This window comes from Pseudoalteromonas sp. SG41-1 (assembly GCF_014164575.1).
GTDB lineage: Bacteria > Pseudomonadota > Gammaproteobacteria > Enterobacterales > Alteromonadaceae > Pseudoalteromonas > Pseudoalteromonas rhizosphaerae.
On record NZ_JACJFL010000024.1, the window covers coordinates 42,660 to 63,972 of the forward strand.

The window sequence follows — 21,313 nt, forward strand, 5'->3', positions numbered from 1 at the left end:
CCCCAACACCAAGGGCGTTGAGATCTTTTCAAGCTAAAAGTCTGTAATACTTAAAGACTGCTGGATTTAAACTCCAAAGGCAGTTCTCAGTATGTAGAAAATAACAATAGCAAGGGCAGCGCCAACTGGCAATGTAATTACCCAAGAAACTACAATGTTTCTGATCACACCCATATTAAGTGCAGCAATTCCACGTGCCATACCTACCCCTAATACCGCGCCAACTAAGGTTTGTGTAGTAGAAATTGGTAAGCCTGTTCCCGATGCAATTACAACTGTAGAAGCAGCAGCTAATTCAGCAGCAAAACCACGACTTGGTGTTAAATGCGTAATGCCTTCACCAATCGTTTTAATTACTTTTTTGCCTAAAATTGCAAGGCCTGCAACAATACCGAAACCACCTAGTGGTAAAATCCACCATGCGATTGTCGCTTGCTTAGCTATCTCACCATTATTTTCAACAATGTTTACAACTGCAGCCAACGGACCAATCGCGTTAGCCACGTCATTAGAACCATGAGCAAATGCCATACAACATGCGGTTAATACCATTAAGATAGCAAATACTTTCTCAACGTTATTAAATTGCATTTTCTTATCGGCTTTTGGATCAATCTTTAACCGAGAAATAACGATTTTACCAATAATACCAACAATAACAGCAATACCGATTGCTAATGCATAACCTTCAACAGCACCTAAATTAATACCAATGTGCTTTAAACCTTTCTTGATGGTTACTAAAGACATGATAAAACCGGCTAAACCCATGTAAATAGGCACATAGCGTTTGGCATTATTAAGTGGCGCATCGGTGTCAAAAATTAACTTTTGCGCACTCATAAATATTAAGTAGGCAATAAACCCTGAAATCGCCGGGGTAACAATCCAACTCCCCACAATACCTGCAACTTTGTCCCATTGAATCGCTTCGCTGCCAACTGCAACTAAGGCAAATCCGATGATAGCGCCAATAATTGAATGCGTGGTTGATACCGGCCAACCTAAGAATGAAGCTATTAGCAACCAACTACCCGCTGCAAATAATGCCGAGATCATCCCTAATACCATAAGTTCTGGCAGGTCTAAAAACGGCGTAGAATCGATAATGCCTTTACGAATTGTCGATGTTACTTCGCCGCCAGCTAAGTAGGCGCCTGCAAATTCAAAAATCATCGCTATAAAAATAGCTTGTTTAATAGTTAATGCTTTTGAACCTACCGATGTGCCCATCGCATTAGCAACGTCATTCGCGCCAATACCATAAGCCATAAAAAAACCGACTGCTGCGGCAATTAAAATTAATACCGTGCCATAAGATGCAATGATATCCATTGTGTAACCCTAATCTTTCGTTATTGAACTGAGTGTAAATTACCGAGCTAACATCAGCTCAAGACGCGAACCAACGCGTTCTGCGATATCCGCAAGCTCGCCGACCCATTCGATGATTTTATATAAAAACATTACATCTACAGGATTGAGTTCATCTTCGACGTCGCGTAATTGGCGACGTATTATGATTTGCATATCATCCGTGTCTTGTTCAATTGCATCCAATTCAACGAGCATTTTTTCTACTAAGGTCACTTCACGACCTTTAAAACCAGTTTCTAGTAACTCATCTAACTCATTGATTGCGTTTGATGCTTGTTTAGTTGCATCAACACAGCGAGTTACATAGGCTAAAAAGTTAACTTGAATTTCTTTTGGAATGGTCATCTCACGACCAATTACACGACCAGCAATGTCTTTTGCTTTATTAGCAATTTTATCTTGCTGGGTGACGAGTTCGAGCAAATCTGTACGCTCTACCGGCATAAATAAACCGCGCGGTAATTGTAAACGTATATTTCTTTTCATGTCGTCGGCTTCACGTTCTAAAGTACGAATGTTCAAGCGAATCTCTTCTGCTTGTTGCCACTCTTCTTTAAATACATGATTGAAAAAAGGGATCAAAGCTTTACTTGCTTGATGTACCTTCTTGATGTGATCTTCCATTGGCTTTATAGGAGATTTTGCGAATACCCCTAAAAATGCGTTTGTAGGCATAACTGACCCTTAAATCAAATTAGTATGCTTTGCGGCGTGAATTTTACAGCATTCACCGCGATTGTGAATGCTTTTATTACATCACAGCTGCCGCTACAGCATTATAATTATAATGAAAACATGAAAAGCGACCATTGGCCGCTTTAATAAAACAAGACGGTATCAAAAAATCTATAACGATTTTTCTATATCCTCTTGAGATGTATGACGAATATCTTTGCCATTAACAAAGTAAATAATATATTCAGAGATGTTTTGACAACGGTCGCCAATACGTTCCAATGAACGTACCGACCAAACTAAATCCATAATTTTTGGAATTGAACGTGGATCTTCCATCATATAGGTCATAATTTGACGAGTAATTGCTTCATACTCACGGTCAACCTTGGCATCTTCTTTGTGTACTTCAAATGCTTTTTGTACATCCATACGTGCAAAAGCATCGAGTACATCATGCAGCATTTTTGAAACTTGGCGACCCATATTTTCGATGTTAACTAATAAATCTTGCTGATCTTTAGTAAATGAATCTAGCGCAACTTTAGCAATACGCTCAGCCTCATCGCCAATACGCTCTAAATCGGCAATGGTTTTAGCAATCGCGACCACTAAGCGTAAATCACTTGCAGCTGGCTGACGACGAGCAATGATACGGGTACATTCCTCATCAATATTTACTTCCATGGCGTTTACTTTATAGTCGTTTTCACGCACTTTACGCGCTAACTCAGCATCGCCATTACTTACCGCATCAAGCGCGCTATTAAGTTGCTGCTCAACTAAGCCACCCATGCTTAATACATGGTTACGAACGTTTTCTAGCTCTTGGTTAAAGCGGCCAGAAATATGCTTATTAATATTGTGTTCCATTGTTTACCTTCTTATCAAAATCGCTAACGTAACCCAAAAACAGTTTGACTCAGCCTAGCCGTAACGACCGGTGATATAATCTTCCGTTTTCTTTTTCGTTGGGGTAGTAAATAACGTATTGGTATCTGAGTACTCTATTAATTCACCCATGTACATAAAGGCCGTTTGATCAGAAACCCGCGCTGCTTGTTGCATGTTGTGGGTTACGATAACAACGGTAAACTTATTTTTTAAATCGTTGATAAGCTCTTCAATTACCAGTGTTGAAATAGGATCCAATGCTGATGTTGGCTCATCGAGTAATAATACTTCAGGCTCAATGGCGATAGAGCGTGCAATCACTAAACGTTGCTGCTGACCACCTGACAAACCAAATGCGCTATCGTGAAGCCGATCTTTTACTTCATCCCACAGTGCCGCGCCTCGCAGTGACTGTTCAACCACCTCGTCTAATTTACGTTTTTCTTTGATACCTTGTAAGCGTAGGCCATAAACCACATTTTCGTAGATTGATTTAGGAAACGGGTTCGGACGCTGAAATACCATACCAACATTGCGACGCAGCGCTGCAACATCTACCTTTTTGTCATAGATGTTTTGTCCGTGTAGTAAAATTTCACCTTCAATACGGCAAATATCAACCAGATCATTCATACGGTTAATACAGCGCAATAACGTAGATTTACCACACCCTGATGGTCCGATAAATGCGGTTACTTGGCCTTTTGGAATATTCATATTCACTGAGCTAAGCGCTTGTTTTTCACCATAGTAAAGATCTAAGTTTTTGATCTCGAGTGCCGTTTGCTCGGTACTTAAATTGTCTAAGTCCAATTTCAAACTCGTGCTTGATTGGTTTACTTGTGGAGCGACTGTAATCATGTTTGTTACCTATAGAATCTTTACTAATTATTGATCAAGCGATCTAAATTTTTCACGTAAATGGTTACGTATGCCTATCGCGGTGATATTCAGTGTAATAATTACTGATACCAATAAGAATGCGGTGGCATACACTAGCGGACGCGCCGCTTCAACATTTGGGCTTTGGAAGCCAACATCGTATATATGAAAACCTAAATGCATGAACTTTCGATCTAGATGAAAATACGGGAAGTTACCATCGAGCGGTAATGTCGGTGCCATTTTCACCACACCCACTAGCATCAATGGTGCAACTTCGCCGGCAGCACGCGCTACCGCTAATATTAAACCGGTCATAATCGCAGGACTGGCCATTGGCACGATAATACGCCATAACGTTTCAGCTTGCGTTGCGCCCAGTGCTAAAGAGCCATGACGAACCGTACTTGGGATACGTGATAAGCCTTCTTCGGTTGATACAATCACCACAGGCAGCGTTAAAATAGCAAGCGTTAAAGCAGACCAAAGTACCCCTGGAGTACCAAATACTGGACTAGGTGCGGCTTCTGGATAAAACAATTGATCCAAACTGCCACCTAATACATAAACAAAGAATCCTAAGCCGAATACACCGTAAACAATTGAAGGAACACCAGCCAAGTTAATGACCGCGATACGGATCATCTTGGTAACCGCATTTTTAGCCGCATATTCATGTAAGTATATAGCTGCTACAACCCCAAACGGCGTTACGATTACAGCCATCAACATTACCATAAAAACAGTACCAAAGATTGCCGGGAATACACCACCTTCGGTATTAGCTTCACGCGGATCATCTGAAACAAATTTACCTAGTTGAACAAAATAGTGACCTAGCTTTGCAACAAAGCTCATGTCATTAGGAAACCAAAAATCCAAAACCTGATATAAAGGCAAAGTAACAATTTCACCGCGCATATCTTTTACGGTTACCTGATCACGCTTAGCTTGTTTGCGCAGTGCAAATAATTGCTTTTCAAGTACGCCATACTCGGCTCTTAGATCAGCACGCTGTTGCGCAAGCTCAGCCACTCGTTCATCGGTCAATGCATCATCAAGTAAATACGATTTCTCTTGTAAACGTAAACGCTCTAATTGATAGTTAATATGACCAATGTCACCGTTTTGCAAATCAAGAGCTTGCTCATTAAGCTCAACGGCACGTTCAACTAATTCTTCTAATACTTCAGTTTTATTATCGGTAATCACTTGGCCGTCTTTTATTACCTGTTCAACGTAACCATAAAAGTTACCGTTTTTACTGCGCTCAAATACAGCTAGGGTCGCAGGCATGGTATTTGATTTTATGTCGGTTTCTAACACCCAACGAAAATCTAAATCAACGTATTCACGGTTACCGGTTTTAATTAAATAACGCTCTAGTTGCTCTTTGTCATAACCAGATAAATCAACACCGGTTGCCTCAAGACGAGACTTAGGCACCATTTCACGGTCGTATATTTCACCAATTACGGTTTGCTGCGCAACCGAGCCTTGTAGCTCTAATTGCACTACTTGTGATGGCCAGAAAAAGCTTAACCCTTTCCAAGCAATCATTGCTAATAACCCTAAGACAGAAATCAAACTGATACTTACTGCACCACCTGTCATCCATATCCAAGGAGAACCTGACTTAAACCACTGCTTTAACATGTCGTGTCTCCCACTTACATCGAGCTGTATTTATCACGCAACTGCTGACGCACAAACTCAGCAATTGTGTTGAAAATAAAGGTGAATATGAACAATACAAAAGCGGCTAAGAATAAGATCCGATAGTGTGAACTTCCCACTTCCGATTCTGGCATTTCTACTGCAATATTCGCGGCCAAAGTACGCATACCTTGGAAAATACTCCAATCCATTATTGGCGTATTACCCGTTGCCATTAGTACAATCATCGTTTCACCTACTGCGCGGCCTAAGCCCATCATGACCGCAGAGAAAATACCAGGGCTGGCGGTTAATAACACCACACTAACCAAGGTTTGCCATTGTGTTGCGCCTAGCGCCAATGAACCGTTTGATAAATGCTTAGGCACACTAAATACAGCATCTTCTGCGATAGAGAAAATAGTCGGAATAACCGCAAAACCCATCGCAATACCGACTACCAGTGAATTACGTTGATCGAAAGTCAGACCCAATTCGTTAGTCAAATACTGGCGAACATTACCGTCAAACATCCACAACTCAACCACCCCGCTCATCGCAAAGGCTAACCAACCAATCAGTAACAATACTGGTATTAGTAAGATTGAGTGAGCCCCTTCAGGAACACGGTGACGAAAGCTTTCTGGTAATTTAGTCCACGCAAATGCGGTCGCTAAAATCCCCAGCGGCAGCATAAATAACAGACCAACAATCGCAGGTAAATGCTCTTCTATCAACGGCGCAAGCCATAAGCCTGCTAAAAAACCTAAAATTACGGTTGGTAATGCTTCCATTATTTCAACCGTTGGTTTGACTACTTTACGCAATGGACCTGACATAAAATAAGCGGTATAAATTGCTGCCGAGAGCGCAATCGGCACTGCGAATAGCATCGCATATAAAGCAGCTTTTATAGTACCAAATGAAATTGGCACTAAAGAAAACTTAGCTTCAAAGTCATCACCGGCAGACGTTGATTGCCAAATATAACCCGGCTCTGGATAACCCTCATACCACACTTCTTGCCACAAGGCTGACCAAGTCACCTCAGGGTGTTCATTGTGAATTTCAACCACGGTTAATTTGTCATCAGCTAGAATAAGTGCCGCATTTGAGCGTGGTGCAATAGCAAAGTTTTCAATCGGACCTTCACTGATTTTACCTTGCCATAGTTTTGCTTCACTGGTGGTGTAATACACGCCTAACTCACCATTAGAACTGGTGGTAAAGAACGTACGGCGATAAAACTCAGTGAATATATCTAGCTTAGGCTGCTTTGAGGTTTCAAACGCGCGTATTTTTTGATATTCACGGCCATCGTCAGTATTAATTTCAAACCACTGCGAAACTTCACCATTGTCATTCGCTAGCATCAGCGAGTTAGCTCCGGCTAATAATTGCGCCGAAACCAAGTTGGCATTTTCTTCATTCGCTGCAAGCATTTGGATCAGCTCAACCTCGCTTGGATTGCGAGTATCGTAAACATAAATTTGATTTGCTGAGCGAACAAAAGTACGGGTGGTATCTGGCGACATTAGGAGTTGGTCTACGCGCCCTTCGACATCAAGTTCAGTGCGTTCTACAACCCATTCAACTTCACCGCTGAACATGTTTTCTTCAGCAACAAAGCTGCTAAAAATCACACGTTTGTCAGCCGTTTGTGCCACAACAGCGGTTTTATCTTCATAATGACTAAATGCAAATTGTTTAATGGCAGCACCATTGTCGTCAACCTGCAATGTTTTTTCACCAAGTGGATAACCCAAACGTGGGGTTAATTTACGTTCGTTATTAGGAAAGGTAACTAAGAATTTAGGTGACACTATCATCACCGAACCATTTTCTAGTCCGTATGCGTAATGCCCTTGAAATGGCGCGCTGGTTGCAAAACTACTCACTTCGCTGTCAAGTGGCACAACTAAGCTAGCAAGCTTTTTACCAAAGCCCTTTTTCTCAACACTGTAATAATCAACCTTACCTGATTTGCTCAGTAAAAAAGCAATTTCTGTTTGCTCTTCAACACCTAAGCCAACAATTTGTTCAGCATCGCTAAGCGCAAAACTATCGCGCGTTTCTACCTTCGCTGATTCAAAAATAGGTTGCACAACATACAATAAATAGAAGAATATCAATAGCAAAGCTATTAATACCATAATACCGCCAGCGGTAATGCTAAATTTGGCAAACCGATCTTTAAATAGACGGCTTCTATCCGTATTAAAAGACGGTTTATTCGGATTGGAAGTCATCAAAACACCTATAAATCTTAACGTTGGATAGATTATATTTCACCAAGATGACAGTATTGTTACAAACGTCATAATTGCTAAGACTTTGTTGTGGTATTCATCATAAAAAAACAAACAATGTTTATATTCAATAACTTGAAAAACTTTCAACTTAGTGCTTTATTATTGATAAACAAAAGTTTAGATAATTCAGACTGTAAACTCACACTATTTTACTGTTTTTAAATTGAACTATTGGCAAAAAAATTGGACAAATTTGGGGACTGAGTCAATACTCAATCCGGTTCTTTTTAATATAACAATAATTTCATGCCTGGGCATTTATTATTTAATTACGGCACTCTTTAGGAATTATCTATATGAAGCAATTGGTTATAACTATTTTGGGACAAGATCGTCCAGGACTTGTAGAAGACATCTCATCTGCAATTTTAAATCATAATGGTAACTGGTTAACCAGTAACTTAAGCCATTTAGCCGGTCACTTTGCTGGCATCATTGAAGTAGCTGTGCCAGCAGAGCATCTGCAAGAATTACAAGACGCATTGCATGGCTTACCACAATTAGAAGTACGGATTGAAACAGGCGCGCATGAACTACCAGACACACCTGCTGAACAGCTTAATTTTGTGATAACTGGTAATGACCGACCAGGTATTATTCAAGAACTTGCAGGAGTATTGCGTCACAAAGGGGCTAATATCACTCACTTAAACTCTAAGCAGCAAAGCGCACCAAACTGGGGACTACCAATTTTCAGCGCCGTAGCAACTGTTGCCTTGCCTTCAGGCATGAATAAAGACGAAGTTGTTGCTGCACTCGAAGCAATTACATCCGACTTAATTGTTGATATTGAAGACGCTTAAGCCACAGCTAAAATTCATCTCTTATAGCTAGATAAACATGTCATAAAAGTGACATGTTTGTCATTTTTATGTCATCTAATTACTTTATATTTTGTTCAGTTGCTATCCAAGGAATAGAATATGAACGCCTGCGCTGATGCGTCTCAAACGATTAATTATTTTGCCCCAGAGTTAAGTTGGCTGTCTTTTAACGATCGCGTTTTACAAGAAGCTAAAGATAAAAATAACCCAATTATTGAACGTATTCGTTTTTTGGGGATCTTCTCAAACAATTTAGATGAATTTTTCAGAGTCCGTGTTGCCGATGTAAAACGACGTATTCTATTAAATAAACTACCAGATACTAATTTTGATGAAGATGAGATTTTACTGACCCAAATTCAGCAAAAGGTTTTGCAGCTTGGTAAAAAATTTAACGTTATTCATCAGCAAATTCTCGATGATTTAAATACCCACAACATTCATGTTGACCGTCCCGAGCAGCTTAGTGAATTTCATATTAACTGGCTAAAAATATTTTTTCATGACAATGTATTACAGCATATATCGCCTATAATGCTAGATGAAAATAAAGACTTCTCAGATCATATTAACGATACAATGACGTACTTGTTTGTCGAAATGTTTAACGACAAAAGTCATTATGCGATGTTAGAAGTCCCTACTGATCGCGTACCACGCTTTGTAATTTTACCACCCGAAAAAACCCGTCGTCATAAAACTATTGTGATGTTAGATGACATTATTTTGTTTTTTTTAAGTGACGTATTTAGCAGTTTTTTTAGTTTTACTGAGATCCAAGGCTACGCAATCAAGCTGACCCGTGATGCAGAATACAACCTAGATGACGAACTAGAAGAAGGTATTTTAGATAAGATGTCTAAGGGCCTAAAACAGCGTATTTATGCCGAGCCGGTGCGCTTAGTATACGACCAAGCGATGCCCGAGCCAATGCTCAAAGTAATGAAAAAACGCTTAGGTGTTACTCATCACGATGCGTTGATCCCCGGTGGTCGCTATCGTAACTTTAGAGACTTTATTGGTTTTCCCAATGTTGGTCGGCAATATTTAGAAAACAAATCATTACCGGCTTTGCAAAGCACAGCATTTAATAATCATGCCAGTGTGTTTGCTGCAATTAGTCAGCAAGATATTCTACTTTATTATCCATATCATACATTTAATCATCTACTGGAATATGTTCGCCAAGCAGCATTTGACCCTCGAGTAACACAAATTAAAGTAAACATTTATCGTGTTGCGAGTAAATCTCGATTAATTTCATCACTGATCAACGCGGCAAAAAATGGCAAAAAAGTCACCGTTATGGTGGAGCTAAAAGCACGCTTTGATGAACAAAATAATATTGAGTGGGCAAAAGTACTCAGTGGCGCAGGTATTAAAGTTATTTTTGGTATACCAGCTCTTAAAGTACACAGTAAGTTATGTATTATTCATCGCCGTGAAAAAGGTCAAATAGTAAAGTACGCGCACATTGGCACTGGTAATTTTCACGAAAAAACCGCCAAAATTTATACAGACTTTAGTTTATTTACTAAACATCAAGGTATTTGTGACGAAAGTGATAGCGTATTTAAGTTTATTGAAAGCAGTTATAAACCGTTTATGTTCGAACATTTGATGATTTCGCCAGTGAACGCTCGACAGCTGTTGCTTGGTTTAATTCACCAAGAAATAACCCATGTTGAAAATGGCCACGCTGGTAAAATAACATTAAAAATAAATAACTTAGTAGATAAAGAACTGGTTGATTGCTTGTACTTGGCCGCTCGTAGCGGTGTTAAAATTCGCATTATTGTCCGTGGTATGTGTTCCTTAATGCCAGGACTCAATAATTTTAGCGACAACATTCGGGTAATTAGTATCGTCGATCGCTTTTTAGAGCACCCACGAGTTATGATCTTTGGTAATAATGGGGATGAAAAAGTCTATATTTCATCTGCAGATTGGATGACACGTAATCTTGATCATCGAGTTGAAGTTGGCGTGCCTATTTATGATGAAAAACTAAAACAACTCATTGTTGACGTACTTGAACTGCAATTTAAAGATCGTACCAAAGCGAGAATCATTGATAGCGAACAGAAAAATCATTATGTTAGACGCGGTAATCGTAAAAAAATACGTTCGCAAATAGCTATTTATGATCACTTAAAAAAATGGGAAGGCAATTACAATAATGAATGATTATCCCTCAATAGCTGCGGTTGACTTAGGGTCAAACAGCTTTCATTTAGTGGTCGCAAGAGAAGTGGATGGCTCTTTGCAAATTCTCCGCAAAGAAAAGCAACGCGTTTACTTAGCCGATGGCTTAGATGAAAAAAACCAATTAAGTCAAATGGCTATCGATAGAGCATTAACGATATTAAAGCAGTTTGCTACTACGCTACAAGACTTCCCTGCGAGTAATGTAAAAATTGCTGCAACTTATACATTACGACGAGCTAAAAATATTAATTCATTTTTAACTCAGGCAAATAGAGTTTTTCCTTATCATATTGATGTGATCTCAGGTCAAGAAGAAGCGCGCTTAATCTATCAAGGTGTTGCTCATTATGTTCATCACGATGAAAACCGTTTAGTTATTGATATTGGCGGCGGTAGTACCGAGCTAATTATTGGCAAGCATTTTAAACATAAGCTGCTCTCTAGCCGTTATATGGGCTGCGTAAGCTATACCAAGCAATTTTTTGCCGATGGTATTATTAATGATAAACGCTTTAGCAAAGCACAAATAAAAGCAGAGCAAGAACTTGAGGTTATTTTTGCCAATTACGTCAGCGCAGGCTGGCAATCGGTAGTGGGGACGTCAGGCACCATCAAATCAATATTAGCCATGATCAACGCTAATGACCCTGAACAAAAAAATATCACACAGGAGCGATTGCTCGAACTTAAAACTCAGTTCATAGCCGCTAAAACTATCGATAACTTACTTATTGAAGGTTTAAGCCCTGAGCGTCAAGTAAGTATTTGCGGTGGCTTAGCTATTTTACTCGCGATTTTTCAGCTGTTTAATATTACCGAAATGGATTACAGCGACTTTTCACTACGTGAAGGTTTACTGCATGAAATGCAGCAAAAGTTAGCGCTTAAAGATATACGCACCAATACCATAGCTAATTTAAGCGAAAGAAACACAATAGATAAAGTACATGCACAACGTGTTGCAAATACTGCCGATTGGTTATTCCTACAAGTACAAAAAGAATGGCAGCTCGACTCATTAGATAATCATCAATTATTAGTGTGGGCAGCGCAATTACACGAAGTTGGTTTAGGTATTAACTCATCAGGCTTACACAAACATAGTTCTTATGTTGTTGAAAATAGTCAACTGCCAGGATTTACTCAACAACAGCAAACATTATTAAGCTGTATGATACGGTTTTACCGTAAAAAAATTCGTTTAGAAGAATTTCCAACTTTACTCTCGGTGCCCCACTTTCAAATATTACAATTAATTGTATTACTCAGACTAGCTATATTATTAAATCAAAAACGCCTTAACGATCAACATCAAGAGTTAGCAGTATCAGTAAAAGGCAATAGTATGCTATTGCAGTTCCCAGCGGATTGGCTCAATGAACAAACCTTGCTTCATGCTGATTTACAACAAGAGCAAAAATATTTGAAGAAAGTAGGCTTTTTAATCGACTTTGTGTGATTTACAGACATGGCTGAATTTGGATAGCATGCGCTACCCAAATTAGATCTTCTATTACATATCCATATGGCGATTAGCACTTTGCATCATTTGCTTTAATCCTTGATGTTCAAGCTCCAGCAATTGAGATAGTTTCTCTTTACCTGTTGGCGTTTCTGCACGACTAAGTAAGTATTGATAAAGATTGATCACCTTTTGATGCTGATCTGATATATAACCTTGCATGGCTTGCTCATCAACACGCGTATCACGGTTTAAATCTGTAAAATTAATCAGTTCAGAGTTTTCAGCAAAGTACTCGTAACAATAAGTATCTAAGGTATTGATCTCCGTGATGGCTTTAAAACCAACTAAATCCTCAGCCAACTTTTTTTCGTACTTAACAAAATAGTCTGCCAGCATTTGGTTATGCTCTGCTAAATCGTCTCTGAGACTAAAAAAATTTGCCGCCATTTGGGTATGAAATAGTACAGTCCAGTCGTACACTTCTTGTATTGTTTTAACTTGCATGTGCGTTCCTTAATTAACCCTAGTAACCATACTCCTGCGTAAAACGTGCCAATAAAAAGTTAAATTAAAACAGAGAGATATTGAAAGTAAATCACCCAAACTCGTATAAGTTACAAGTCATAGGGTAATTTTTATAGGGTGAAGCTCTAGGACAGGCTAAAAGCTAATGCTTTAGGGGCGTTTAGGCTATATTTTTATTTTGGATAAATTCGCACTTTTCATTTTAGCCCATTCACAAAAACAATACCTATATCATTAGCGCTCTTACGATCAATCAAGCCTTTGCTACCATTAAAATCAACAAAAAAGTAGAATTCACCATCATGACCTGAAAATAACTTACGAATGAAGCTATTTTCCAAATGGAGAAGGCGCCCAGTAAATGAGAGTTTGCCACTTACCTCCTCATCACCAAGCAGAACTAAAATAAATGACAACTTATAATCCTTTGCAAATTCATAGAGGTAAGAATTTATTAGCTCGAAAGTAGCAAGCTGTTCACCTTTAAATTCATAATCAAACGGTTCGAAACAGTGATTAAATAAATTGTAAAATCATAAAAAAAATAAAGAAGATAAAACAACAAAACCTACGATAATATAAGCCTTCATAAATACTCCATACCATGCATAAAAATACAAATCGACTTTCGTGATTAAACAATATCCTTCGGCTCTTTTATATCGCAAGTTGAAATCCACAACTAGACTAACAATGCTTTTTCATCAAAGCCTTGCTCATGTAACTTGGCTACAAGCTGCTCAAGCACGTCATCTTTTTTAGGGGCTACAGGCTCAGTTAATAGTAAAGCAGTAACATTGCCAAAACCAAGGTGCTCGAAATCAGGATTTTCAAGGCCATGTTGTGCTCTTAGCGTTAACAGCATAAGTGCGGCATAAGGTGTAAATTGCCAATTCATATTGTCAAACTCAAAAAACATCTTACTCGGTGGTGATGCTACCTGAGCGACTTGATCGTCACATAACTGATTAAGATAAGTGGTGATTTTTGTTAAGTCAGTACTATCCCAGTTCTCTAAAATAGCTTGGTAAGCAAAGTCATCTACGATCGGTTTTAACGTATTGCTCCCCTTGACCCTATCAAACAACAAGATAATAAAATCACCAATATGACTTTTCGATCTATTAACCCAATGCTTCATGTAGCCCGTTTGAAATAACGTATAAATTTGGCAAGCATAATCATTGTTATGCAATATAACTGCAATACTTAGCTGGAATACAGATTCTGGTGGCACTAGCCTTAAGGGTTAACGGCTAAAGCGATATGTAAAGCGCTTTAGCTTATAACTTTTTGTTACAAGCAGGTAATATCCATAACTTAAGCATATACTTAACTTACCTAAATCAAGTAAACTTTTTTCTACAAAACTAGCTTGTGCATCCATCTCATAATAATTACATGGAATTGACAACTCTGTATTTAATACCTCCCAGTTAAAGAATGGCAATTTATCGTTAAGCGGTACACCACTTTCCGCTTCTCCTTGCTCAATATAGAAATTAAGCTCTTTTGTATTATTTATATAAACTTTTCTATATTTTTCAGGATTTTTTTTTAGATAACTGCTCATGCTGAATTAAGCCGTTGCTAAAATCAGCCAACTCCCAAAGCGCTAACGCTTTGGGAAAGCTATGGGGCAAAAAGTTGATATTTAAATATAAACTCATTTACCTGTGTACTCCTTAATGACTCTATTGACCTACAAAAATTGTGAGGTAGTCGCAGTACCTGTTTTACGAGATTCTGCGACTATGGTCAAACAAAGTTTGATGGACTCTGTATTTTTAATTCAACTTACGAATTTAGGCCCCGCTTTCGCCATAACAAATACACTGCGGGTAATACGAGCAAGGTTAATACAATCGCACTAAACATACCGCCGACCATCGGCGCGGCGATGCGGCTCATTACTTCACTGCCGGTGCCTGTGCCGTAAAGTACGGGGAGCAAACCGATTATAATAGTGGCGACTGTCATCATCACTGGGCGTACTCGCAGGCCTGCGCCTTCGACTATGGCTTGTTTAAGCTCCGCAAAACTAAGCGTTGTACCTGCTAGCTTGGCTTGAGCACACTTTTCTTGGTAGGCTTGATTTAAGTACACCAGCATAATCACGCCAATTTCCACCGCGACCCCAGCAAGGGCAATAAAGCCCACCCCCACGGCGACTGAGAAGTTAAAGCCCTCTAAGTACATTAACCAGATGCCTCCGATCATCGCCAGCGGTAAGGTTGCTATTATAATTGCCACTTCTACAAAGCTTCTAAAGTTGAGGTACAACAACACAATTATAATCGCTAAGGTCAGTGGTAATACATAGGCGAGCTTTTCTTTCGCACGTTCCATGTATTCATATTGCCCTGCCCAGGTTATTGAATAACCTGCTGGTAGCACTAGCTTTTCGTCAAGCACTTTGCGCGCATTGTCGACATAACTACCAATATCAATGCCATCAATATCAATAAAGCTCCAGCCGTTTAAGCGGGCATTTTCGCTTTTTATGCCCGGCGGACCATCTTCAATAAATACGTCAGCCACATCGGCAAGAGCAATGCGTTGCCCTGCAGGGGTGACTATTGGCAATAGCATCAGTTCTTCGGGCGAATCCCGGTAGTCTTGCGGATAACGTAAGTTTACCGGGTAACGCTCTTGCCCTTCGACCGTTTCGGTTACATTCATGCCGCCAATTGCGGTGGCAACCACTTGCTGCACATCGGCAATATTTAAGCTGTAACGGGCGGCTTTTTCACGGTTGATATCGACCTTGATATAACGCCCACCCGCTACTCGCTCAGAGTAAACGGAAGCCGTGCCGGGTACATCTTTAAGTAACACTTCAATCTGCTGGCCAATTTTTTGAATCTCGCTCAAATTTGGCCCCGCAACTTTAATGCCCACAGGGGTTTTAATCCCAGTTGCCAGCATATCAATACGAGTTTTGATCGGCATCACCCATGCATTAGTCAGGCCTGGAAACTTCACTAAGCCGTCGAGTTCTTTTTTCAACTTGTCTAAGGTCATGCCTTCGCGCCACTGATCTTTTGGCTTGAGCTGAATAAAGGTTTCAATCATGGTCAGTGGCGCAGGATCGGTTGCTGTTTCTGCCCGGCCGACCTTACCAAACACGGTTAACACCTCTGGCACTGTGGCGATAAGTTTATCGGTTTGTTGTAAAATCTCGCGCGCTTTCCCAATCGATAAACCAGGATAAGTCGTCGGCATATACATTAAATCGCCTTCATCCAGCGGCGGAATAAACTCACTGCCAATTTTATTGACCGGATAAAAGCCAATAACAGCGACCACCACAGCCAGTACTAAAGTCATTTTAGGGAACCGCAAAACCGTGTTCAGCAGCGGCTTGTAAGCATTCACTAGCAAGCGGTTTACTGGGTTGTTTTGCTCAGAAATAACTTTGCCGCGTATAAAGTAACCCATTAATACCGGTACTAAAGTGATTGCCAAGCCCGCAGATGCGGCCATGGCATAGGTTTTAGTGTACGCTAACGGAGCAAACATCCGGCCTTCTTGGGCTTCTAAAATAAACACTGGCATAAAGCTCACGGTAATGATCATTAAGCTAAAAAACAGCGCTGGACCGACTTCACTGGCAGCATCGGTGACAACTTGCCAGCGGTTTTCATCGGTTAGTGGCGTTTTTTCCATGTGTTTATGCATGTTTTCGATCATTACAATCGCGCCGTCGGTCATCGCGCCAATGGCGATAGCAATACCACCGAGCGACATTATATTGGCGTTTATACCTTGCCAATACATGATGATAAATGCCGTTAATATTCCCAGCGGTAAAGTGATAATTGCCACCAAGGACGAGCGTACATGGAACAAAAATACGATGCAGATAAGCGCCACTACCACTAGCTCTTCAAATAGTTTGCTGGTGAGGTTATCCACTGCATTTTTGATCAGATTAGAGCGGTCATACACAGGCACAATTTCTACCCCATCGGGTAAGCCTTTGCTGAGTGATTCAAGCTTTGCTTTCACCAGCTCTATGGTTTTTTGTGCGTTTTCGCCATAGCGCATCACCACTACGCCACCAGCTACTTCGCCCTCGCCGTTTAGCTCAGCAATGCCACGGCGCATTTGTGGCCCAAGGCGAATATCGGCTACATCGCGTAATTGCAGCGGTGTGCCGTTGGCATTCACCCCAAGTGGAATTGCCTCTAAATCAGCGACGCTTTTTATATAACCGGTGCTGGTTACCATGTATTCGGCTTCGGCCATTTCCACCACCGAAGCGCCCATTTCTTGGTTACCTTGCTTAATTGCGGTTTGAATTAAACTCAGTGGTATACCATAAGCACGCAGTTTATCTGGCTCTACATTGACTTGATATTGCTTCACCATACCGCCCACTGAGGCCACTTCTGACACCCCTGGTACGGTTTGCAATTCAAACTTTAAAAACCAATCTTGCAAGCTGCGTAACTGGCTAATGTCGTGCTGATTGGTTTTATCCACCAGCGCGTATAAATAAATCCAACCTACACCGGTGGCATCTGGGCCCAGCTCTGCGGTTGCGCTGTCGGGCAAGCGGCTTGCTACTTGACTTAAATACTCTTGCACTCGACTTCTAGCCCAGTAAAGATCGGTGTTTTCATCAAAGATGACATATACGTAGGAATCACCAAAAAATGAAAAACCACGTACTGTTTGCGCCCCGGGTACTGAGAGCATCGCGGTGGTAAGTGGGAAAGTAACCTGATCTTGCACCACCTGTGGCGCTTGCCCTGGGTATGAGGTTTTTACAATCACCTGCACATCGGATAAATCAGGTAAGGCATCAACTGGGGTATTTTTTACCGCAAATAAACCACTGCCAATGAGTATTGCTGTTAGCAATAATACAAAAAAGCGATTGGTAACGGACCAACGAATAACTGCTGCTATCATAAAGCCTCCTAATGTCCGTCATGCGATGACATGGCGCTATTGTCACTTGTTCGCATGCTTGATTCAGTATCGATACGCTGGATCACGAACTCACCATCTTGCACACTAAAAGTAAATGTCAGCTGTTGCTTCGGCTCAAGGCTACTTAAATCAATATGTTCAGCAAACATAAAGTCCATAGTGGCCGGATCTCGGTGCCATTTCTCAATTGCACCACGGCTAATATTGGCAGTGCGCTGGGCTTTATTAATGCTGTTGATAGTACCGGTTACGGTCGCCATATTTTGCGCTTCGCTCATCATATGGGTGGAATCCATAATATGAATGCCGCTAATCATATAACTGCTATCGGCTTTTTTAGTCAACTCAAAATGCAGTGTTTGCCTAGCTTGCAGCGCTTGAAAATCAACGCTATCGGCAACCGTAAAGTCCATTTTCATACTAGGCCAATCGAGCTCTTCAATAGGGTCATGGCTGATATTCACCATACGGTGACCTGCCATTACACTATTAACGACTCCTTTGCCCCAAACGCTAGTGGTAGCTTCTGGTGTTTGCATGCGCTTAAAATCAGAGCTTTTGCTGGATTCTGAATCTAACAAGAATTGCGCTGACGTCACCACTTCATCATCGGCTTTAACGCCCGCTAAAATAACGGCGTTATGGCTATTACTGCGGCCCAGTTCGACTGCCACCGATTTAAAGCGTCCTTCGCCTAAAGCGATAACAACACGGTCTTGGGAACCGGTGCGGATCACCGCTTCTTTAGGTACTATAAGTTGTTGCTCAGCAGCTTTAGCATGGATGCTTACTTGCGCAAACATATTCGGTTTTAGTTGGTGATCTTGATTATTAAAGCGTAAACGCACCCGCAAAGTACGGTTTTTGGCATCCAATGTTGGGTAAATATAATCGACCTTACCGCGCCAGCTTTGTCCGGCAATATAATCTAGAGTCATAGTCACCGGTAAACCGACTTCAATAAGCTGCGCTTGCCGCTCGAATACTTCGGCTTCGACCCAAACTTCATCAAGTTGAGCAATACTCATCATTGAGGTGCCTGGCTTGACATAAAAACCTTCGCGCACATTAAGTTCATCAACCACACCACTTTGGCGAGCATAGAAGGTAATATTTTGCATCACCTTTTTATTAACTTGTAGGCGCTCGACAAAACCATCCGACACATTCAATGCTTTTAAGCGCGCTTTGGCTGCACGAATAAGCACGGTGTTATTACGATCAACAGCCAGTACAAATTCTTCTTGAGCATTTACCAGTTGCGGAGAGTATAAGGTATACAGCGGTTCCCCTTGTTTTACCTGATCGCCAGCGGCTTTAACGTACAGTGTTTCTATCCAGCCTTCTACACGCGGGTGAATATGCACTAACTGATCTTGATTGTATTGTACGTAGCCCACCGTTTTTACTTCACTTTGCAGTGCCTTGAGCTGTACTTTAGCCGTTCTAACCCCTAAATTATTAACAACAGCAGGGGAAATTGTCACTGCACCGGGACCATCTTGATTGTTGTCAGCTCCTTCACTATACACAGGTACTAAGTCCATCCCCATTGGTGAAAGCCCTGGTGCATCACGGCGATAATTACTATCCATAGGCGCAACCCAATATAATGGTTTTTTCTCTGCGCTGATCACCTCGGGTTCTGTACTACTACCAAAAAAATACAAGCCACTAGCAGATATTCCTGCACCTATAAGTACTGCGATAAGCAATTTTAAATTAGTGTTCACGGTGCTCTCCTGCTAATTGCTCAACCATCACAGCAGCATCTTTGCTGCTAGCGTAATAATTCAGGCGAGCAATAATAATTTGTTGATCAATCTCTATATTTAACGCATCAATTTTGGCATTCAGTTCGCTGATACGGGCGCGCATTACTTCTGAAAAGTCACCATCATCACGGGTATAAGCATTTAATGTAGCTTGTGCTTGCTCTGCCATTTGTGGCAATAATTTAGTTTGATAAAGTGCATCACGCTTTGCTAATTGGGGCAACTGACTAAACTCTTTAAAATACATACCTTGTAGCTTTTGTAATGCAATTAGTTTTTGAGTTTTCACCGCCTCAGCCATAGCAATCGCCGCATTAACTTGTTGGTCTTGGCGGTTATCAGTAAATAGTGGTAAATCAACACTCACACCAACTGAAAACAGATCCGCTCGGGAATCCCCCATTGGCGTATCATCACGATAACCATAGCCCATATTTACCCCAAACTGCGGTTTATAGCCTTGTTTTGCCACCTCAACTTCTGTTTGTTTAGCCGCTACTGTTTTATCAAGCGCGATAATCGCTGGATGCGCCATTAATAATGGCATCAACTGTGCAAATTCAAGCTGCGCAAAATCAACTAAAGGCGCTATATCATGACGTTTTGCGCTGACAGGCTGAGTTAACATGTTGATTGGTAACCATTGCGATAAACGCTTTTTCGCGCTTTCGAACTGCTGCTCTAACATCACTAATTTATCTTCAAGGCGGGTTAACTCTAGCTGCGCTCGAATAATATCTTGTTGGCGGGTGTTACCTACTGAGCTGGCATAACTCGATTCAGTAATATCAATAAGTTGCGAGAACAATGCTTTATCTTGCTCAATTAACGCAATACTTTGCTGGGCACGATATGCATTGAGCCAAGATTCAATAACAATGGTTTTTACTTGAGCGAGTCTGTCGGCTCGTAGCCAAGGATATTGCTGCGCTGACTGCGCTAACGCATGCTGCTTAAGCGCTAAGCTATCGCCACGGCTAAACATTTGGCTCACGCCAACTTTTAATTGGGTCATGCCTTCTTGGTCAAAAGCAAAACCGTCGGTGGGTAAATTCATTAAGCCAACCGTTAATACTGGATCCGGCAGTGTGCCTGCCGCTAAACTTTGTGCTTGTATAGCAGCTTGTTGATATTTGCTGGCGGTTAGCCATGGCTCATTATCAAGTGCATAGCTGAGCGCTTCATCAAGGCTTAATTCATTACTGTGTGCTGGAATTGCAGTTGTTAGCATAAGCGCTAAAAAACTGACTTTAAATACTGCGAAGTGATTCATCACTTACTCCACTAAAATTAAAAGACAACTAAATTTAGGGGCAGAAAAGGTGATTTAGGTAAATTTTAGACGCACCTATCCTGCAATTAAGCAGGCATAGGAGGGCGATACAGTGAACTGGCTATACGATGTTGATTTTGCGGGATATAAAGTTGTACTTTTTCAGACGTCGTCAGTATAACGGTAACTAACACACTCATGTTTAACATTGAGTGGGTACTGCAGGCGCTCATTGGACAACCACACTCTTGATTAGCGATTGCGTCATCGTCACAACAATCCATGTTCATCATACCCGCAGACATGTCGTGATGCATATCACTACTATCAGCCATAGTTGCTTGCGGTTGACTCATGTGTGGCATATCACAACTCATAGTTACAGACGCAACCGCTTGACCCACTAAAGTGAGCAATAAAACGACTGTGAATAAACTAATATAAATGCGTTGCAAAAAAGTGCCTTTTATAAATTAGGTTCTAGGTTCTAGGTTCTAGGTTCTAGG

17 protein-coding genes are annotated in these 21,313 nt (G+C 40.9%); 3 read left to right on the plus strand and 14 right to left on the minus strand.

Annotated elements, in window-relative coordinates; genetic code table 11:
• Window positions 1-66 precede the first annotated feature (66 nt).
• From H5203_RS13800 to H5203_RS13825, 6 genes are all read right to left on the minus strand, one after another.
• Window positions 67-1,335: an inorganic phosphate transporter gene (locus H5203_RS13800; RefSeq protein ID WP_145238225.1), complete on the minus strand. Its 1,269-nt coding sequence runs from the start codon at window positions 1,333-1,335 to the stop codon at window positions 67-69.
• A 39-nt stretch (window positions 1,336-1,374) separates the two neighbouring features.
• Complete coding sequence (locus H5203_RS13805) at window positions 1,375-2,052, minus strand: TIGR00153 family protein (RefSeq protein WP_145238222.1); 678 nt, start codon at window positions 2,050-2,052, stop codon at window positions 1,375-1,377.
• Window positions 2,053-2,223: 171 nt separating this feature from the next.
• Entirely contained in the window at window positions 2,224-2,925 is a 702-nt protein-coding gene (gene phoU / locus H5203_RS13810) for a phosphate signaling complex protein PhoU (RefSeq protein WP_064668157.1), read from the minus strand.
• 54 nt (window positions 2,926-2,979) lie between these two features.
• A complete protein-coding gene (gene pstB, locus H5203_RS13815; RefSeq protein ID WP_145238219.1) occupies window positions 2,980-3,807 on the minus strand; it encodes a phosphate ABC transporter ATP-binding protein PstB in 828 nt (275 codons plus the stop codon).
• Between the two features lie 27 nt (window positions 3,808-3,834).
• The gene (gene pstA / locus H5203_RS13820) at window positions 3,835-5,484 is read right to left on the minus strand and encodes a phosphate ABC transporter permease PstA (RefSeq protein WP_145238216.1); all 1,650 of its coding nucleotides are present in this window, start codon (window positions 5,482-5,484) and stop codon (window positions 3,835-3,837) included.
• Between the two features lie 14 nt (window positions 5,485-5,498).
• Window positions 5,499-7,733, minus strand: coding sequence for an ABC transporter permease subunit (locus H5203_RS13825; protein WP_182819870.1), 2,235 nt, complete (start codon window positions 7,731-7,733; stop codon window positions 5,499-5,501).
• A 359-nt stretch (window positions 7,734-8,092) separates the two neighbouring features.
• Between H5203_RS13825 and H5203_RS13830 the strand changes: the two genes are divergently transcribed.
• The 3 genes from H5203_RS13830 (at window position 8,093) to H5203_RS13840 (ending at window position 12,287) form a co-directional block, all read left to right on the plus strand.
• The gene (locus H5203_RS13830; RefSeq protein WP_145238210.1) at window positions 8,093-8,599 is read left to right on the plus strand and encodes a glycine cleavage system protein R; all 507 of its coding nucleotides are present in this window, start codon (window positions 8,093-8,095) and stop codon (window positions 8,597-8,599) included.
• Window positions 8,600-8,719: 120 nt separating this feature from the next.
• Window positions 8,720-10,807, plus strand: coding sequence for a polyphosphate kinase 1 (ppk1, locus tag H5203_RS13835; protein WP_182819871.1), 2,088 nt, complete (start codon window positions 8,720-8,722; stop codon window positions 10,805-10,807).
• A complete protein-coding gene (locus H5203_RS13840; protein ID WP_182819872.1) occupies window positions 10,800-12,287 on the plus strand; it encodes an exopolyphosphatase in 1,488 nt (495 codons plus the stop codon). Before ppk1 ends, H5203_RS13840 begins: the two co-directional genes overlap by 8 nt.
• A gap of 54 nt (window positions 12,288-12,341) precedes the next feature.
• On the opposite strand, the gene H5203_RS13845 is transcribed toward H5203_RS13840, so the two are convergent.
• The 8 genes from H5203_RS13845 to H5203_RS13880 form a co-directional block, all read right to left on the minus strand.
• On the minus strand, window positions 12,342-12,797 hold the full coding sequence (locus H5203_RS13845; RefSeq protein ID WP_145238201.1) for a hypothetical protein: 456 nt from the start codon (window positions 12,795-12,797) through the stop codon (window positions 12,342-12,344).
• 218 nt (window positions 12,798-13,015) lie between these two features.
• The gene (locus H5203_RS13850) at window positions 13,016-13,234 is read right to left on the minus strand and encodes a hypothetical protein (RefSeq protein WP_145238198.1); all 219 of its coding nucleotides are present in this window, start codon (window positions 13,232-13,234) and stop codon (window positions 13,016-13,018) included.
• 266 nt (window positions 13,235-13,500) lie between these two features.
• The gene (locus H5203_RS13855; protein WP_145238195.1) at window positions 13,501-13,959 is read right to left on the minus strand and encodes a hypothetical protein; all 459 of its coding nucleotides are present in this window, start codon (window positions 13,957-13,959) and stop codon (window positions 13,501-13,503) included.
• Between the two features lie 108 nt (window positions 13,960-14,067).
• Window positions 14,068-14,391, minus strand: a complete 324-nt coding sequence (locus H5203_RS13860) for a hypothetical protein (protein WP_145238192.1) — start codon at window positions 14,389-14,391, stop codon at window positions 14,068-14,070.
• A 224-nt stretch (window positions 14,392-14,615) separates the two neighbouring features.
• Window positions 14,616-17,738, minus strand: a complete 3,123-nt coding sequence (locus tag H5203_RS13865) for an efflux RND transporter permease subunit (protein WP_182740450.1) — start codon at window positions 17,736-17,738, stop codon at window positions 14,616-14,618.
• A gap of 8 nt (window positions 17,739-17,746) precedes the next feature.
• A complete protein-coding gene (locus H5203_RS13870) occupies window positions 17,747-19,492 on the minus strand; it encodes an efflux RND transporter periplasmic adaptor subunit (protein ID WP_182757994.1) in 1,746 nt (581 codons plus the stop codon).
• Window positions 19,482-20,807: a TolC family protein gene (locus H5203_RS13875; protein ID WP_145238183.1), complete on the minus strand. Its 1,326-nt coding sequence runs from the start codon at window positions 20,805-20,807 to the stop codon at window positions 19,482-19,484. The genes H5203_RS13870 and H5203_RS13875 overlap by 11 nt, the downstream gene beginning before the upstream one ends.
• Before the next feature lie 86 nt (window positions 20,808-20,893).
• Window positions 20,894-21,262, minus strand: a complete 369-nt coding sequence (locus H5203_RS13880; protein ID WP_145238180.1) for a hypothetical protein — start codon at window positions 21,260-21,262, stop codon at window positions 20,894-20,896.
• Between the last annotated feature and the right edge of the window lie 51 nt (window positions 21,263-21,313).

Excerpts from the sequence above, each read along its gene's own strand:
- H5203_RS13875 (WP_145238183.1), bottom strand. The coding sequence starts at position 20,807 with ATGAATCACTTCGCAGTATTTAAAGTCAGTTTTTTAGCGCTTATGCTA.
- H5203_RS13825 (WP_182819870.1), bottom strand. The coding sequence starts at position 7,733 with ATGACTTCCAATCCGAATAAACCGTCTTTTAATACGGATAGAAGCCGT.
- H5203_RS13855 (WP_145238195.1), bottom strand. The coding sequence starts at position 13,959 with ATGAAGCATTGGGTTAATAGATCGAAAAGTCATATTGGTGATTTTATT.
- phoU (WP_064668157.1), bottom strand. The coding sequence starts at position 2,925 with ATGGAACACAATATTAATAAGCATATTTCTGGCCGCTTTAACCAAGAG.
- H5203_RS13860 (WP_145238192.1), bottom strand. The coding sequence starts at position 14,391 with ATGAGCAGTTATCTAAAAAAAAATCCTGAAAAATATAGAAAAGTTTAT.
- pstA (WP_145238216.1), bottom strand. The coding sequence starts at position 5,484 with ATGTTAAAGCAGTGGTTTAAGTCAGGTTCTCCTTGGATATGGATGACA.
- H5203_RS13865 (WP_182740450.1), bottom strand. The coding sequence starts at position 17,738 with ATGATAGCAGCAGTTATTCGTTGGTCCGTTACCAATCGCTTTTTTGTA.
- pstB (WP_145238219.1), bottom strand. The coding sequence starts at position 3,807 with ATGATTACAGTCGCTCCACAAGTAAACCAATCAAGCACGAGTTTGAAA.
- H5203_RS13805 (WP_145238222.1), bottom strand. The coding sequence starts at position 2,052 with ATGCCTACAAACGCATTTTTAGGGGTATTCGCAAAATCTCCTATAAAG.
- H5203_RS13845 (WP_145238201.1), bottom strand. The coding sequence starts at position 12,797 with ATGCAAGTTAAAACAATACAAGAAGTGTACGACTGGACTGTACTATTT.
- H5203_RS13830 (WP_145238210.1), top strand. The coding sequence starts at position 8,093 with ATGAAGCAATTGGTTATAACTATTTTGGGACAAGATCGTCCAGGACTT.
- H5203_RS13800 (WP_145238225.1), bottom strand. The coding sequence starts at position 1,335 with ATGGATATCATTGCATCTTATGGCACGGTATTAATTTTAATTGCCGCA.
- ppk1 (WP_182819871.1), top strand. The coding sequence starts at position 8,720 with ATGAACGCCTGCGCTGATGCGTCTCAAACGATTAATTATTTTGCCCCA.
- H5203_RS13840 (WP_182819872.1), top strand. The coding sequence starts at position 10,800 with ATGAATGATTATCCCTCAATAGCTGCGGTTGACTTAGGGTCAAACAGC.